We start from the raw sequence: 15,410 nt of genomic DNA, 5'->3' as shown, positions 1-15,410 counted from the left end.
TGGGCGTCGGGACGGCAGGCATCGTGGCGGCGCTCGACAGCGATGGTTACGCGCTCCCGACTTATACTAGGGGTTTGGCACGTCTGCCCTTTTGTACCCACCCCACCGACGGAACGGACATCCGCTGTGCTCGCCGTGCACGATCTCGAGATCCGCGTGGGCGCCCGAATTCTCATGTCGGGCGTCACGTTCCGTGTCTCGCCCGGCGACAAGATCGGACTGGTCGGCCGCAACGGAGCGGGCAAGACGACTCTGACGAAGGTCCTGTCGGACGATCTTCCGCCCGCCGACGGCCGCGTCGAGCGGACAGGTGAACTCGGATATCTCCCGCAGGACCCGCGCGCGGGCGACCCGTCGATGCTGGCGCGCACACGCATCCTGGACGCGCGTGGGCTGGGATCGCTGGCCATCGAGATGCAGCAGGCGGCGCTGACGATGGCCGACGACGATGCGAAGGTCGCCGCGAAGGCGATGAATCGCTACAGCGCGCTCACCGAGCGCTTCGAATCCCTCGGTGGTTACACGGCGGAGGCCGAGGCGGCCACGATCTCGCACAACCTGTCGCTGCCGGATCGTCTGCTCGATCAGCCCCTGAGCACGCTATCCGGTGGGCAGCGCCGCCGTATCGAGCTGGCCCGCATCCTCTTCTCCAACGCCGACTCGATGATCCTCGATGAGCCGACCAACCACCTCGACGCCGACAGTGTCGTGTGGCTGCGCGAGTTCTTGAAGAACTACAAGGGCGGGCTGATCGTGATCAGCCACGATGTCGAACTCGTCGGCGAGACGGTGAACCGCGTCTTCTATCTCGACGCCAACCGCCAGGTCATCGACATCTACAACATGAACTGGAAGAACTACCTGCGTCAGCGGGTGGCCGACGAAGAGCGCCGCAAGAAAGAACGTGCGGGCGTCGAGAAGAAGGCGACGCAGCTGCAGATGCAGGCGGCGCGATTCGGTGCGAAGGCCTCCAAGGCGGCCGCGGCGCACCAGATGGTCGCCCGCGCCGAGAAGATGCTGTCGGGCCTGGACGAAGTCCGCCAGGTCGAGCGGGTCGCAAAGCTCCGGTTCCCGAAACCGGCCCCCTGCGGGAAAACCCCGCTCATGGCGACGGGCCTGTCGAAGTCGTACGGCTCGCTCGAGATCTTCACGGACGTCGACCTGGCCATCGACCGCGGGTCGAAGGTCGTCATCCTCGGCTTCAACGGCGCCGGAAAAACGACCCTGTTGCGTATCCTCGCGGGCGTCGACAAGCCGGACACGGGGCGGCTCGAGCCCGGGCACGGTCTGAAGGTCGGCTACTACGCCCAGGAGCACGAGAACCTCGACGTCGACCGCTCCGTGCTCGAGAACATGATGTCTGCGGCCCCCGACATCACCGCGACCGAGGCACGCAAGGTGCTCGGATCGTTCCTCTTCACCGGCGACGACGTGCTGAAGCCCGCCGGGGTTCTGTCGGGTGGCGAGAAGACGCGTCTGTCGCTCGCGACGCTCGTCGTCTCGTCCGCGAACATGCTTTTGCTCGACGAGCCGACGAACAACCTCGACCCCGCATCGCGCGAAGAGATCCTCGGCGCGCTCTCGCACTACGAGGGCGCCGTCGTGCTCGTCTCCCACGACGAGGGAGCCGTCGAGGCGCTGAACCCCGAGCGCGTGCTGATCCTGCCGGACGGCGTCGAAGACATCTGGAACCGCGAGTACGCGGACCTCGTCTCCCTCGCCTGACTCGTCAGCGAGAGGCCGCGTCGAGGATGGCGTCCTCGGCATCGGTGTCCGCGTCGCGTCGCCGGGCCGGCCGACGCGGAGTGCGCGGCGAGGCAGGGCCCGACGCATCCGATTCCGGAGCTTCGTCTTCGGCACGGTCTTCGCGACGCTGTGCGATCTCGGTCTTGATGACATACCCGATGAAGATGAATCCCATGATGGCGAACAGAATCCACTGGATCGCGTAAGACAGGTAAGGACCGGGGTCTTCCGTCGGTGACGTCAGCGCCGTGGGACGCTCTGCGGGCGCGGGGTCCTCGGAGACCATGAGACCGTATGCCGCCGTGACGGTTTCAGGCCCGGTGCGTTCGGCGATCGCGGTCAGGTCGATCACCGGCACCTGACCCTCGGGCGCGCCACGCCCGGACGCGGGCGCGGCCTCGCCCGGACGCAATCGAGCCGTGACGGTGACTTCGCCGGACGGGGGAGCGGGCACAGTCGCGGGATCGGAGCTGTCGGAAGCGGGAGGCACCCAGCCCCTGTTCACGATGACGATGCGCCCGTCGTCGAGCCGAAACGGGGTGAGCACCTCGAAGGCGCTCGTGCCGCCGTGAGGCCGGTTGCGGGCGAGCAACTGCTCGTCGGGAAGGTAGCGACCCTTCAGCACGACCGGCAACCACTCCGTGTCGGGTCTGAAGTCGGAGGTGCCCGAGAGAACGGCTGCCACGGGCACCGGTTCTGCGTCGTAGTTGGCCTCGATCAGCGCGAGATCCGCCGACCGCTCCTGGTTGCGTGTGAATTGCCAGTTCGACAGGAACGCGCACGCGATCGCGAACACGACCGCGAGCGAGACATAGATCGCCCAGCGGCCCGCCGTGGGCAGATTCTGCATGCTGCGTTTCTGGGCCATCAGCCGCCGTTCGCAGCCACATGGTGAGGTGAATCCTTCGACGCGTCCGCCTGGGGAGCGAACGGCTCCAGCTCGACGGGGAAATCACGCGCGGCCAGGTAATCGCGAAGGTACCCGGCGTGTTCGTCGCACGCGAGCCAGACCTTTCGCCGATCGGCTGTGTGGATGCGGGGGTTCCGCCAGATGACCTGCCACGATGCATCCGTCCGACAGCCTGCACGGGAGCAGGGCGTACCGTCGGGCTCCTGCCCGCCGCCGAGCATTGACATCAGTGCGTGTCCTCGGGCCGTGGTGTTTCGGTGAGAAGAATCACACCCGGGGTGGACTCGGATCGGGGCGCGGCGGTCGAGGGTGAGGGAGCGGCCGGAGCGGGGAGCATCCGCTGCACGGGCTCCGCTCGTGCGCTCGAGTCGTAGCCGACGTTCGCGACGATCACGGCAACGTAAGGGAGGAAGATCGCGCCAGCCGCGAACACCCACGTGTACCAGCCGTAGGGCGTCACGACGGCCATCAGAATGAAACACGAGACGCGGATCGCCATGGTCCACATGTACCGCCGCATACGTGCCGCGGCCTCATCGCGTGGAGCGCGCGGCAACGAGGTCGAGGACAGGGAATCTGCGGGTGTTTTCACGGTGCTTCCAGCGTACGCCGCCGGAAGCACCGTGAGCCCGTTCAGGAGTACATGCCGGGCGAGTTCTCGATCGACGTGACGAATGCCGGGATCAACGCCAGGATCGCGATGCCGACGATAACCCATAGTCCGACACCGACCCAGCCGATGATCGTGCCCGCGAGGCCGAGCCCGCGTCCCTGCTCGCCGGTGCGCTTGATCTGGCCGAGGGACATATGGCCGGTGATGACTGCGACGATCGACGGGATGAACGGGATCAGGACGAACCCGACGATCGCGCTGATGAGCGAGACGATCGCAAGCGTGTTGGTCTTCGGAGCCGGCGGGTACGAGCCATAGCCCGGGGACGCGGGGTAATTGCCGGCGGGGTAGCCCTGCGATGGCGGGGGTGTGGCGGGGTATCCCTGCGACACCGGGGGTGCGGGGGGATAGTTGCCGGGGTCGCCAGCGGGCGGGGTGGAAGTCATGAAAAGCCTCTCGTCGGTACACCTCAGACTCGCAGCGTCCGTGCGCGCATGTCAACGCGGCGGTGTCTCAGGTGGGACGGTGCCTCGGTAGGGTGGAGCGGTCTCATCCCGACCCACAGGAGTGCCATGACCACCGAACGCGTCGTCCTCGTCACCGGCGGAAACCGCGGCATCGGTCGCGCGATCGCCGAACGCTTCGTTGCCGAAGGACACCGCGTGGCCGTGACGGCCCGGTCGGGCGAAGGGCCGGAGGGAACGCTGACGGTCCGCGCGGATGTCACCGATTCCGCTTCGCTGGATGCCGCGTTCACCGAGGTCGAGGCGCAGCTCGGTCCCGTCGAGGTCGTCGTGGCAAATGCGGGGATCACGAAGGACACTCTGCTGATGCGGATGTCGGAGGACGACTTCGATTCGGTCGTTTCCACGAACCTCGGCGGCGCATTCCGTGTGGTCAAGCGTGCGTCGAAGGGCATGCTGCGTGCACGTTGGGGCCGAGTCATCCTGATTTCCAGCGTCGTCGGACTCTATGGTTCTGCCGGGCAGGTCAACTACGCCTCGTCGAAGAGCGGGCTCGTCGGTTTCGCCCGCTCGCTCACGCGCGAACTGGGTGGCCGCGGAATCACGGCAAACGTTGTGGCCCCGGGGTTCATCGAGACCGACATGACCGCGGCGCTGCCCGACGAAACGCAGGCGGAGTACAAGCGCAGCATTCCCGCCGGTCGGTTCGCGACTCCCGACGAGGTCGCCGGTGTCGTCACGTGGCTGGCGTCAGACGACGCCGCCTACATCTCCGGCGCCGTCATCCCCGTCGACGGCGGGCTGGGGATGGGCCACTGACCTCAGGTCGGGCCTAACCCTCACCGCGCGATGGCGTCGAGAATGGCCTGACCCACCGCGGTCGGCTGCGTGAACTGCGGCCAGTGCCCGCTGCCCAGATGCACGACACGTACATCGTCGAGCGTGGTGAACTCAGTGCCCCATGCCGGCCACTCCTCCAGCATCGCGCGCAGTGCCGCCTCGTCCATGGTGCCGCTCAGCACGGTCACGGGGCGCGTGCGGCGGCGAAGATCGTGGAAGTGGATCGGATCCATCGGCACGCCCGCCGGTACGGGAAGGGCGCGAGCCGAGCACAACCTCGCCGGGCAGCGCGTCGATCTGCGCGACGACCGCCGCAACCCAGTCGGCGATGCCGATGTCCGCAGAGTCGGCAGCGGGGGACCCGGTTCCCGGCAGGGTCAGCGGATGGGTGCGATTACCGGCGTCGGTCAGCGTCGGGACGACATCGTCCCACGAGGAGGCATCGAGCCAGAGACCGGGTACGAGGATGATGTCCATGCCGAGAAACTACGTCGCGCCTCCGACGTTGAGAAGCCTCAAAATCCGCGTACTCGCGGCCCTGGATGGCATACAGGGATGAGAGTTCTCTCACGAGTCCACAAATACTCATCCACCTGCATCCGTCACGCACCTTCGCCCGGAACAACTCTCTAGACGGCGCGAAAAGCTCGCGCCCGTGAAGGAGGACAACGTGCGCAAGACAATTGCTGCCGGCATTGCTGTCGGCGTCGTCGCCGCCGTGGGATTCATCACCCCCGCGAGCGCGATCTCATCAACGACCGCCGATCTTTCGGTGCTGCATGCCGTACCCGACACTCCCGTCGACGTCGACGTCTACGTCAACGGTGACCTGACCCTCGACGACTTCCAGCCGGGAGACCTCGCCGGCCCGCTCGATCTGCCCGCCGGCGACTACGTCGTCGCCATCACGGCACCGGATGCAGCGGACGACAGCGCCCCCGTCATCGGACCCATCACCCTCACCCTCGCCGCGAACACCAGCTACACCGCCGTCGCTCACTTGACGGATGCCGGAGCCCCCACGGCCACGCTGTTCACCAACGACATCAGCACCACCGCCGCAGGCGAGGGTCGCCTGACTGTTCGCCACGTTGCCGCGGCACCGGCCGTCGACATCCTCGCCGGCGGCACCCCCGTCGTCGAGGACCTCACCAACCCGAACGAGGCGACGCTGAACCTGGCCGCCGGTGTGGTCCCGGCCTCTGTGGCGCTGGCAGGCACGACGGATCCCGTGATCGGACCCGCCGATGTCAACGTGCAGGAAGGCGTTCTGACGATCGTCTATGCCTGGGGCAGCGCGGCGGATGACAACCTCGCCCTCGCCGTGCAGACCATCACCGGCCTGCACTCCTCGCCCGACAGCGTCAACTCGGGCTCGGCCGGTCTTGTCGCAGAGAACGGTCCTGCACCGCTCGTCTGGGGCATCGGCATCGGCATCGTCTTGGCCCTGGGTGCGGCGGTCGCGGCCGCCCTGGGCTTCCGGTCAGTCCGCTCGCGCGGCTGACACCCGATAGGGCGAGCAACAGGAGAGCATCACCATGAACCGAGTCCCCCCGCTCATCATTGCGGTGTTTTTGCTCGCCCTGACGGGATGTTCGCTCGCCCCCGCCCAACTCCCGGACGCGGGGGCGAGCGACGCCCCAACCCCCACTCCCACCCCGGCGCCCACCGCCGTGATCGACGTGCCCCGCACCTCGAGTGAGGTGCCGCCGGTCGTCGCGCCCGTCGCTCCGGTGCGGGTGCAGGTGCCGTCGGCATCGATCGACATGTCGATCAGGCCCGTCGGCATCGAGGACGGCGGCTTCATGGAGCTGCCGCCCGAGCCGACCGTCGCCGGCTGGTATCGCTTCGGCGCGTACCCCGCCGCGGGAACCGGCAACACCGTGCTCGCGGCACACGTCGACTCGAGCATCTATGGCATCGGTCCGCTGTCGAACCTCCGGAATTTCGAACCCGGTACCGAGGTGCAGGTCGAGAGCGAGGATGGCGGGATGACGCGCTACGCCGTCGAAAGCGTCACCTACTATCCGCGCTCGCAGCTGCCGACCGAGCAACTCTTCGCTCGCGACGGCGCCCCCGCCCTCGTGCTGATCACGTGCGGCGGCAGCTTCGACGCCGAAAGACGCTCCTACAGCGATAACGTGGTCGCCATCGCCCGACCGATGGCATGACCGGGCGAACGACCCGCGGCGCTGCGCGTCACATCCGAAAGGTCAACGGCATGGATGCCGATCCCGAGCAGTCTCTCGACGCGAGATTTCGCGCGGGTGATGAGCGCTCACTCGAAGAGGTGTATCGGCGCTGGTCGCCGGTCGTCTACACGCTTGCCCTGCGATCGCTCGCGGACACCTCGGATGCCGAGGACGTCACCCAGAAGACCTTCGTCGCCGCCTGGACCGGGCGCGAATCGTACGACCCCACCAAGGCTGCGCTCGCAACGTGGATCATCACGATCGCGAAGCGCCGCATCGCCGACACGCACGAGGCGCGCGCGCGGGTCAGGCGTTTGCAGGAGCAGTTGGAGCGGGTGACACATCCGGATGACCTGGTGGCCGCGCCATCCGTCGACCTGGCCGAAACCCTGCTCGTGGCGCAAGAAATCGAACGATTGGAACCGGATGCTCGGACCGTCGTGCGACTCGCCTTCTTCGACGACCTGACCCACCAAGAGATCTCAGCCAGACTCGACATGCCCGTGGGTACTGTCAAGAGCCATATCCGCCGAAGTCTGACCCGAATGCGCACCAGATTGGAGGCCGTCGATGTCGCACCGTGACCTGAACAGTGAGTCGCACCTTGACCCGGAACAGCTCGCGCTGTTGGCGATGGGCGAGCCGGTGACCTCGGATGCGGATGACGCCCACATTGCGGCGTGTCCGGACTGTCAGCACGAACTCGGCGAGCTGCGCCACGCGGCCCTTGTCGGGCGGTCGGCGATCGACGCCGGCGAGATGCTCACCCCGCCCGAGCGGGTGTGGAACGCCATCCGCGACGAGGTCGGTCTGTCGGCGCCGGATGCGGAACCCGTCACGTCCGCCCCGCGTACAGGACCCGCGCACGCTGCACCCCGCCGGGGTCGCCGTGGTGGCCTGGCCACGGCCTGGGTGCTCGCGGCGTCGCTGGTCGTTGTCGCCGGTGTGGCCGTCGGCGGGTGGGCGATCGGGCAGCGCACCGCCGTGGTCGAGGTGGCCGCGGCATCCCTCGACGCATTCCCCGACCACCCCGGAGCCGTGGGTGCAGCCGTGCTCGAAGAGACACCGGACGGTACGCGGATGGTGCGGGTCGAACTCGAGGCCGATGAGGCGCCGGATTCATACCGTGAGGTGTGGCTGATCACGAAGGATGCCTCGGCGCTCGTGAGCCTCGGCGTGCTCGACGGCACCGAGGGCACCTTCACGGTGCCGGCCGAGATCGATGTGTCGCAGTACGTGTTGGTCGACGTGTCGAATGAGCCCGACGACGGCCAGCCCGGGCACTCGGGCGACTCGATCGTGCGAGGGGAGTTGGGCTTCTTTTAAGGGTGGCCAGCGGCCCCTCGGGCCTGTAAACTGAGATGCTCGGGTGCTGGCAACAGACATCCCGAGCGTGGTAATTCAACAGCGTGCGACAACGGCCCCTTCGAAAGAAGGTCCATGGGGATGATCGGTTTCGACATCGCCTGCGAACCTGCGAGAAGCGGGCCGAGGATGCAGGGTTATCTCGTAAACGATCTCTGCAAAACAATAAGTGCCGAAACCAAGCGCACTGACTTCGCCCTCGCTGCCTAAGCGAGCCCGATAGTCCGTCAGACCGTGTGTGATCCCGACACGGAGCCTGGCGTCATTTAGGGGTCTTGCTGCGTGATGGCGCCTGAACGTCACGCGGGACTTTTCTCAGGCTGGGCTTGTCTACCTAGATGCTTGTGGCAAAGGTAGGAGCCGAGCAGAACGTCAGCACAAGCTACGCCCGTAGAAGGCGCAGAATCACAGCGTTGGACGGGGGTTCGATTCCCCCCATCTCCACATTGGTCGTTGTCGCACGTTGGGGGGCCCGGCTCCCGCGCGCTTTATGCTCGCGGGGGCCGGGCTCTTTTTTGTGGGCCTTCGGATGCTCCGCTGTCGCAAATCGTCGCTGGCGCGGCATCGCGGCGACAAATTGCGACAGCGGAAGCGCCCGTTTCGGCCTCGACCACGGTCACTGAGCTTGTCGAAGTGACCCGCCCGACTCCATGGAGGCCGCAATGCCCGACCCGCGCCGCACCCCCATCTCGACCGGCATGCTCTCGCTCGCGACGGCGGATGCTCCCGAGAAATGGGCAGTTCGCACCTCGGACGGGACTGTACGTTCAACGGTGTAACTCCGATTCTGGAGGACCACCGTTGAACGTACAGTCCCGTGCTGACATAGGTCTGCCCGTTCTCGACCCAATAGCGGCTGGTCTGATGGGCGTGTTGGGCTCGCCTTGTGGCACTCACAGTCTCAGCGTGGCGCATACACGTTGACCTCGCTGGGCGGTCGGTGCTCGGCGTGTCTGAATGCATGCCGGAGTGTCGGCCGTCGCGTGCTCATCCTGAGCATCCGGCCAACGTTCGGCGGGGACCATGTCGGCGTTCACGAACGGCAGATGCGTCACCTGCTGCAGGATTCGAGCGATATCGGGGACTTGGCCGAGCTTTCGGCCCGGCCAAGTCACGAGGCACTGGACCGTGTCAGTCAAAGGGTGAGTCTGCACGGTGGACGACGGCATTTCCCTGCGCGTCCGCTTCTGTCCAGGATCGTCCCGCCTGCGTGAACTCAGCGGCGAGATTGAGACCGGTGCGACGCTCGGAAATTTGCTCGTCCCAGATCGAACGCACAGCTGCTTGGCCCCGCTCGCTCAGATCGTCGTACCCGCTTGCCCCTGCGAGAACTGACTTCGCGGCGTTGACTACATCGCCGTCTTCGTGCGTTAGCGGTTTCCGGACCATAACGCCACGGTAGCGAGTTGTGCCACGAATGGGCGATGGTGCACCGAAGTCGGTTCGACAGGCTCGGTGGGTGGGGCGCTTTGACCGACTCAGCGATCGGGCGGGGTGAGCGCGCGGGTGGGCGTTTCGACTCGTCGCTGCGCTCCTCGCTCAACGACCGGCAGGTGCGGGTGGTCGCTTCTACAGGCTCAGCGAGCGGGACGCCAGGGACGTCCAGGCGGTGAGGAGCAGGACACCGACGACGCCGAAGGCGAGCCAGGTTAGGAGGGCGGCGGGCAAGCCGGTGATGAAGAAGCCGAGGAGCAGGGCGCCGAGCCAGAGAAGGCCGATCACGAGCAGCGTTACGACAGCCAGGAGGATCGCGCGCACCGGGTGATGGCGGAAGGTTGCGAACCCCGCAGTGCCCCGACCGATTGTGGTTCCGGCGAGCAGAATCAGCACCACCGTGAGGGTCACCGGCACGAGCCATGACGATGCCAGCGCTGCGAGTCCCACTGCCAGCACGACCGCCAGGCACGCGGCCCACACCGTCCAAGCGCGTCCTGCTCCCGAGACGAGAGACCGCAGTCGCCCGACCACCACGCCGAGTGACCCGACGATCGCGCAGAACGACGCCAGCGCCAACGCAAGGAAAGGGACGGAACCGCCGGGAGTCACGAACGGCGCGACCAGCAGAGCCTGAACCACGGCGTTGCCGCCGACCGCGGCGAGAAGCACGGGCCATGCCCGAGCGAGCAGCCGAGTCATCCGTTCCTCGCCGCCTTGTCGATGACGTCCATGATCGAGCCCGAGTACAACTGATCGTCGCCGACTGTCACCGTGACGACGGTCTGGTCGTCGGCGGGGGAGACGACCGAGATGTCTGTGCCGTCCACCGTCTCGCCCTGGCACGACACCTCGCCCGATGGCGCCTGGGCACAGACGGGTGCGGTCAGTACCTCGACATCCGCGTCGAGCAGGACATCGATCGCCGCGTATCGCACCTCGGCCAGGTGATTGCCCCCGACGGGCGCGATCGCCGCGACCTGCGAGCACCCCGTGAGCGACAGGCCGACCAACAAGAGCACGGGCACCAGAGCCCGCCGCGCGCTCACAGGCCCCTCGCGTTCTCGTAGGCGACGAGTCGAGCATGGTCGGTCATCCGCTGACTTTCGAGCGCCGCATCCGTGATCATCGACAGATCAAAGGGAGCGCGGAGCAGCAGCTCGGTGTTGCGATCGAGCGGCGAACCCCGACGCATCATGGGCGTCTCGGCCCAGTCGTTTGCGGCGAACTCGCGGCTCTGCGACGCCAGGTCGGCGAGGCTGCCGCTCGTGCCGGGCACGGCGGGGGAGGCGTGATCGAGCACCGTCGTGAACAGCGACATCGTGCCATCGCGGTTGTCGATGATCTCCACAACCTGCTGTTGCTGCGGAAAATCGATGCACGAGGCGGTCGTGATCTCCCAGAAGCCGCCGGTGGGGGAGGCGTGGGCGAGGATCTGGTTGAGGTGCGTGTGGCCGTTGAGCCATCCGATCACCACCGAGTATTTCAGCAGCAGATCGACGAACTCTTCCGCGCCATGCAGCACCTCGGTGTCGCCCGGGCGCTGCGCGCGATTCTCGAGCGTCAGGCTGTTGTGGTGGCTGAAGATCAGCACGAGCCTCTGCTCGGTCTGCGCCTTCTCGAGCTCGCGCTCGAGCCAGCGGAACTGCACGTCGGGCACCGCGCCATCCGGACCCGCGACCTGATTGCAGGTATCGAGACCGAACGCGCGGATGTGTGGGGTGAGCTCCGTCTGCCACCACGTCTCGCCGGAGTCGAGGTTGTGCTGCGTGAACCCGTGCCCGATCGGCCCGGGCGCTGGCTGCGTGACGAAGTGTTCGGCCATGAACTCGCGCTGCTCGAACAGGAACCGCTCGGGATTCGCCGTGACGCTCCGGAATCCCGGACGCCCGAGCGCAACACCGAGCGCATCCATCGCCTGCTGAAACACGCTGGTGCTCGACGCGTAGCCGTTCAGGATGCTTCCCGCCGTGCCATCCAGCGAGTACGACTTCTGCCCGCCGACCGCCAGGGCGTGCAGCTGCGGGCTGAGATCGAACGTGCCGAGCAGGAGCGTGTCGTGGTTGCCGTACACGGCGTACCAGGGGGCGGGCAGTCCGACCGACTCGACGGGCTTGGCGATGGACTGCGCGAGCAGATCGGGCAGGCGGGGGAAGCCGTAGTCGCCGAACGCGCCTCCGGCCGGATCGCCGGGACGATACGCCCAGGTCGCCTCGGACCACGCCTGAACGCCCTGAAACTTCTTGCCGGCGCTCGCGGGGTCGACCGCGAGGCCGTCCATCAGGTCGATGTACCAGCGCAATTCGAGGTGCGAGTGCATGTCGGCGCTGTCGCCCGTGACGATCGCCGCACCCATCGGTGCGCCGGTGAGGGGGCTGTAACGGGCATCCGAAAACGCCTGGACCATCGCGGCCGTCGCGTGCGGGCTGAGTGGATCGTGCGGGTGGAACGCCGAACCCCACGCCGAGTGATCCTGCACGATCATCGGCTCGATGCGGCCGGGGGACTGGGCGTCGATCACGTGCAGGTCAGACAGATGCCCCATGTAGAGCAGCGATCGGCGGGCGGTTGTGCGCGTCGAGCTCGGGGTGGCACGCAGCACATCGAGGCGGGGGATGTAGGGCTCGCCCGGGCCCGTCGTGAGGCCGCGGTACTGACCCTTCACGATCGAGCCCTGGCGGATCGTCTGCAGGAGCGTGCTCGGGATGTCTGAGGTCGAGGTTGCCGCCGTACCCGCGGCGAGCCGCGGGGCGAGGTCGTTGATGCTCAGGCTGGTCGCCGCGGCGAGCAGCGCGCTCTGAAGAAGGAACTGTCTGCGTGACAGCACTCGAGCCATCCATTCGGGTCAGATGGGGACGGGCGCTCGGGTGCGCTCGCGGCACGAGCATATCGCTCGCGCGGGTTCGGGCGTGGGCGGGTGTGAGTAGTCCCTTCGACAAGCTCACGGACCATCGGTGCGGTCGCTCCCGCAGCGTCAGCGACGGGGGTGTTTCGAATCGGGCTTCGCCTCGATCAACGAGGGTTGGGCATACATGGCGGCGCCTCTGCGTTGGCGTCGAGGTACCCGTCGGGACAAACACCCCCGACATCCCGCCGCACAACACGCGGCCGCACATCAGCAACACAAGGAGCACCACCATGCGCGCACTGATCCACCCCACCTTCGGCGAAGCCAGCGACGTTCTCGAAGTCGCCGAACGGCTCATTCCCGAGCCCAGCGCGGGGGAGGTGCGCGTGCGCACGGTGTTGGCGCCGATCCACAACCACGACCTGTGGACGATTCGCGGCACCTATGGCTTCAAACCCGATCTGCCGGCGGCATCCGGTACAGAAGCAGTCGGCGTCGTGGACGCGCTCGGCGAGGGGGTCGACCAGCTGCAGATCGGGCAGCGCGTCGCGACCGGCGGCACGTTCGGCGTGTGGAGCGAGTACTTCGTGGCGAAGGCATCCGGACTCGTTCCCGCTCCCGATTCGGTGAGCGACGAAACCGCGGCGCAGATGATCTCGATGCCGTTCAGCGCGCTCAGCCTGCTCGAATACCTCGACGTACAGCCGGGCGAGTGGATCGTGCAGAACACCGCGAACGGTGCGGTCGGCAAGCTCGTCGTGCAGTTCGCAGCAGCGCGCGGCGTGCGGGTGCTCGGCCTGGTGCGGCGCGACGCGGGCGTCGACGAACTCGGTGCCCTCGGCATCCGGAACATCGTTTCCACCGAGAGCGCTGACTGGCGCGAGCGTGCCGCCGCGATTCTCGGCGATGCGGCCCCGCGCGCGGCGGTCGACTCGGTCGGTGGTTCCGCGGCCGGTGACCTGTTGTCGCTGCTGGGCGAGGGTGGCACGCTCGTGTCGTTCGGAGCGATGGGCTCGGACAAGCTCGAGCTGTCGTCGGGCGACCTGATCTTCAAGCAGGCGACCGTCAAGGGCTTCTGGGGCAGCAAGGTCAGCCAGTGGATGGATGCTCCGAAGCGCGCCGCCCTCTTCGGCGAGCTCATCGAGCGGATCGGGTCCGGAGAGGTCACGTTGCCCGTGGGTGAGGTTTTCGAGTTCACGGATGCTCGGGCCGCTGCGGCCGCGAGTGACCAGCCTGGGCGCGCAGGGAAGATCCTCCTGCGCTTCTAAGTCGACGGGTGCGCTGACGCGGTCGTTGAGCGACGAGCGTAGCGATGAGACGAGACGTGCGCGTCGGCGCGTCGTTTCGTCTCGCGAGGCTCGCTCATCGACCGGGCTGCGCTCGCTCAACTGCCGGGGTGCACATAGGTTGGATATCACGGCGTGCACGCGGCAGGCCTGAAGAAGGAGACCCACCACATGGATCCGTTCCTGCTCATCGCCATCGCCGTCGGCGCCGGAATAGTTTTCGTTGTTCTGATCATCGTGCTGATCCTGTTCCGCCTCTGGTATCAGGTTCCGCGCGCCGACGAGGCCATCGTCATCGTCGGTAAGAAGGCCCGCGACAGCACCGAGGGCGAAGCCAACAAGATGACCGTGATCAGCGGTCGCGGGGCGCTCGTCAACAAGCTCACCCAGCGCTCCGACCGGGTGTCGCTGCGCTCGCGTCAGATCAAGTTCGAGCCGACCGCGCAGACGAACAACGGTGTGACGATCGATCTGACCGGCGTCGCGTTGGTCAAGATCGGCTCGACGCCCGATCAGGTGCGCCGCGCCGCGGAGCGTTTCGCGTCGCAGGACGATGCCATCGTCACCTTCACGACCGAGCAGCTCGAGGGCGCGCTGCGTGGTGTGGTCGCCAAGCTCACGGTCGAGCAGGTCATGCAGGACCGCCAGAAGCTCAGCGACGAGATCGCCGAAGGTATCTCGGGCGACCTTCTCGCGCAGGGTCTGGTGCTCGATTCGTTCGCGATCCAGGGCATCACCGACAAGAACAACTACATCTCGGCGCTCGGTGCGGTCGAGGTGCAGCGTGTGCGCCGCCAGGCCGACGTCGCCGAGATCGATGCGCTGCGCGAGGTCAAGAAGCGCCAGCTCGCCGCCGACGAGGCCAACCTGATCGAGCAGACCGCGCTCGACAAGAACAAGGCCGCCGCGCTGTCGGAGGTCGGTCGGGCCAACGCGCTCGCCGAGCAGTCGGAGAACCTGGCGCGTGCCGAGGCTGAGCAGGGCGTCCTCCTGCAGGAAGCCAACAACACGCAGGCCCGCCTCGACGCCGAGGTCAAGAAGGTCGCCGACGCCGACAAGTACAAGCAGCAGACGGATGCCGAAGCTCAGGCATACCAGCAGCAGACCGCCGCGGACGCCGAGGCGTACAAGCGCCAGAAGAACGCCGAGGCCGAACGCAAGGTCGCGCAGGAACGCGCGGATGCCGAGGCGTACGCCGTCAACGCGCAGGCCCAGGCCCGCGAGGCCGCCGCATCCGCCGAAGCCGCCGCGGTGCGTGTGCAGGCCGAAGCCGATGCCCTCGCCGTGCGCGTTCAGGCCGAGGCCGAGGCCGAGTCGATTCGACTGCGCGGAACCGCCACCGCCGAGGCGATCGCCGCCGAAGCCGAGGCTCTGCGTGAGAACCAGGACGCGATTCTCGCGAAAGAGGTCATCGGGCAGCTGCCGCAGCTCATGGCCGAGTTCGCCAAGGGCTACCAGAAGATCGGCAACATCACGCTGATCGGTGGCGACACCGCCGGAACCCACATGGCCCGCGAGCAGTCGACGAGCCTCTCGGCGACGTTCGAGAGCGTCAAGGCGGCGACTGGTCTCGACCTGAGCGCGATCATCCAGGGGCAGGCGCTCGGGCGGGGCATCGCGGAGGGCTCGGCTGCCGCTGCAGCTCCCGCGACCGTCGCGTCAGGCCCCGTCGCTTCGGCGTCCGACTCCGCCGGGGCCTGAGCGCCGCGCGG

At 67.1% G+C, this 15,410-nt stretch carries 16 protein-coding genes, 1 other RNA gene and 1 pseudogene; 9 read left to right on the top strand and 9 right to left on the bottom strand.

The window, feature by feature from the left end; all coding sequences use genetic code 11:
• The first annotated feature begins 126 nt into the window (after nucleotides 1-126).
• Entirely contained in the window at nucleotides 127-1,725 is a 1,599-nt protein-coding gene (locus tag ACT9TC_RS02255) for an ABC-F family ATP-binding cassette domain-containing protein (protein WP_458041831.1), read from the top strand.
• Between the two features lie 4 nt (nucleotides 1,726-1,729).
• On the opposite strand, the gene ACT9TC_RS02250 is transcribed toward ACT9TC_RS02255, so the two are convergent.
• The 4 genes from ACT9TC_RS02250 to ACT9TC_RS02235 are packed head-to-tail and all read right to left on the bottom strand — an operon-like array spanning nucleotide 1,730 to nucleotide 3,715.
• Nucleotides 1,730-2,596: an SURF1 family cytochrome oxidase biogenesis protein gene (locus tag ACT9TC_RS02250; RefSeq protein ID WP_458041830.1), complete on the bottom strand. Its 867-nt coding sequence runs from the start codon at nucleotides 2,594-2,596 to the stop codon at nucleotides 1,730-1,732.
• Nucleotides 2,597-2,613: 17 nt separating this feature from the next.
• Nucleotides 2,614-2,877 carry a hypothetical protein gene (locus ACT9TC_RS02245; RefSeq protein ID WP_458042845.1) on the bottom strand — a complete coding sequence of 88 codons (264 nt, stop codon included), beginning with the start codon at nucleotides 2,875-2,877 and terminating at the stop codon, nucleotides 2,614-2,616.
• 5 nt (nucleotides 2,878-2,882) lie between these two features.
• Nucleotides 2,883-3,248 carry a DUF3099 domain-containing protein gene (locus tag ACT9TC_RS02240; protein WP_458041829.1) on the bottom strand — a complete coding sequence of 122 codons (366 nt, stop codon included), beginning with the start codon at nucleotides 3,246-3,248 and terminating at the stop codon, nucleotides 2,883-2,885.
• Nucleotides 3,249-3,289: 41 nt separating this feature from the next.
• Nucleotides 3,290-3,715 carry a DUF4190 domain-containing protein gene (locus ACT9TC_RS02235; RefSeq protein WP_458041828.1) on the bottom strand — a complete coding sequence of 142 codons (426 nt, stop codon included), beginning with the start codon at nucleotides 3,713-3,715 and terminating at the stop codon, nucleotides 3,290-3,292.
• Nucleotides 3,716-3,841: 126 nt separating this feature from the next.
• On the opposite strand from ACT9TC_RS02235, the gene fabG reads away from it, so the two are divergent.
• The gene (gene fabG / locus ACT9TC_RS02230; protein ID WP_036295956.1) at nucleotides 3,842-4,552 is read left to right on the top strand and encodes a beta-ketoacyl-ACP reductase; all 711 of its coding nucleotides are present in this window, start codon (nucleotides 3,842-3,844) and stop codon (nucleotides 4,550-4,552) included.
• A 20-nt stretch (nucleotides 4,553-4,572) separates the two neighbouring features.
• Here the strand turns inward: fabG and ACT9TC_RS02225 are convergent, their stop codons facing one another.
• On the bottom strand, nucleotides 4,573-4,806 hold the full coding sequence (locus ACT9TC_RS02225) for an alpha/beta fold hydrolase (protein ID WP_458042985.1): 234 nt from the start codon (nucleotides 4,804-4,806) through the stop codon (nucleotides 4,573-4,575).
• A 94-nt stretch (nucleotides 4,807-4,900) separates the two neighbouring features.
• A pseudogene (locus ACT9TC_RS02220) lies at nucleotides 4,901-5,050 on the bottom strand (lipase family protein); the annotation flags it as partial.
• Between the two features lie 193 nt (nucleotides 5,051-5,243).
• Here ACT9TC_RS02220 and ACT9TC_RS02215 point away from each other — a divergent pair.
• From ACT9TC_RS02215 to ssrA, 5 genes are all read left to right on the top strand, one after another.
• Complete coding sequence (locus tag ACT9TC_RS02215; protein WP_458041827.1) at nucleotides 5,244-6,077, top strand: DUF4397 domain-containing protein; 834 nt, start codon at nucleotides 5,244-5,246, stop codon at nucleotides 6,075-6,077.
• A 34-nt stretch (nucleotides 6,078-6,111) separates the two neighbouring features.
• Entirely contained in the window at nucleotides 6,112-6,744 is a 633-nt protein-coding gene (locus ACT9TC_RS02210; RefSeq protein WP_458041826.1) for a class F sortase, read from the top strand.
• Nucleotides 6,741-7,349 carry an RNA polymerase sigma factor gene (locus ACT9TC_RS02205; protein WP_458041825.1) on the top strand — a complete coding sequence of 203 codons (609 nt, stop codon included), beginning with the start codon at nucleotides 6,741-6,743 and terminating at the stop codon, nucleotides 7,347-7,349. The genes ACT9TC_RS02210 and ACT9TC_RS02205 overlap by 4 nt, the downstream gene beginning before the upstream one ends.
• On the top strand, nucleotides 7,336-8,091 hold the full coding sequence (locus ACT9TC_RS02200) for an anti-sigma factor (RefSeq protein ID WP_458041824.1): 756 nt from the start codon (nucleotides 7,336-7,338) through the stop codon (nucleotides 8,089-8,091). The genes ACT9TC_RS02205 and ACT9TC_RS02200 overlap by 14 nt, the downstream gene beginning before the upstream one ends.
• Before the next feature lie 116 nt (nucleotides 8,092-8,207).
• Nucleotides 8,208-8,577, top strand: a transfer-messenger RNA (tmRNA) gene (ssrA, locus tag ACT9TC_RS02195).
• A 1,122-nt stretch (nucleotides 8,578-9,699) separates the two neighbouring features.
• Here ssrA and ACT9TC_RS02190 read toward each other — a convergent pair.
• From ACT9TC_RS02190 to ACT9TC_RS02180, 3 genes are read right to left on the bottom strand one after another with little or no spacing between them, the layout of a single operon-like run.
• Entirely contained in the window at nucleotides 9,700-10,266 is a 567-nt protein-coding gene (locus ACT9TC_RS02190) for a hypothetical protein (protein ID WP_458041823.1), read from the bottom strand.
• Nucleotides 10,263-10,613, bottom strand: a complete 351-nt coding sequence (locus ACT9TC_RS02185) for a hypothetical protein (RefSeq protein ID WP_458041822.1) — start codon at nucleotides 10,611-10,613, stop codon at nucleotides 10,263-10,265. The genes ACT9TC_RS02190 and ACT9TC_RS02185 overlap by 4 nt, the downstream gene beginning before the upstream one ends.
• On the bottom strand, nucleotides 10,610-12,391 hold the full coding sequence (locus ACT9TC_RS02180) for a TIGR03767 family metallophosphoesterase (protein WP_458041821.1): 1,782 nt from the start codon (nucleotides 12,389-12,391) through the stop codon (nucleotides 10,610-10,612). The genes ACT9TC_RS02185 and ACT9TC_RS02180 overlap by 4 nt, the downstream gene beginning before the upstream one ends.
• A gap of 311 nt (nucleotides 12,392-12,702) precedes the next feature.
• On the opposite strand from ACT9TC_RS02180, the gene ACT9TC_RS02175 reads away from it, so the two are divergent.
• A complete protein-coding gene (locus ACT9TC_RS02175; protein WP_458041820.1) occupies nucleotides 12,703-13,680 on the top strand; it encodes a zinc-binding dehydrogenase in 978 nt (325 codons plus the stop codon).
• Nucleotides 13,681-13,869: 189 nt separating this feature from the next.
• Complete coding sequence (locus ACT9TC_RS02170; RefSeq protein WP_458041819.1) at nucleotides 13,870-15,399, top strand: flotillin family protein; 1,530 nt, start codon at nucleotides 13,870-13,872, stop codon at nucleotides 15,397-15,399.
• The last annotated feature ends 11 nt before the right edge of the window (nucleotides 15,400-15,410 follow it).

It is taken from the genome of Microbacterium sp. HM-570 (genome assembly GCF_054165885.1).
Note: the sequence above shows the minus strand (reverse complement) of the source record. Positions and strands in the feature narration are given on the sequence as shown.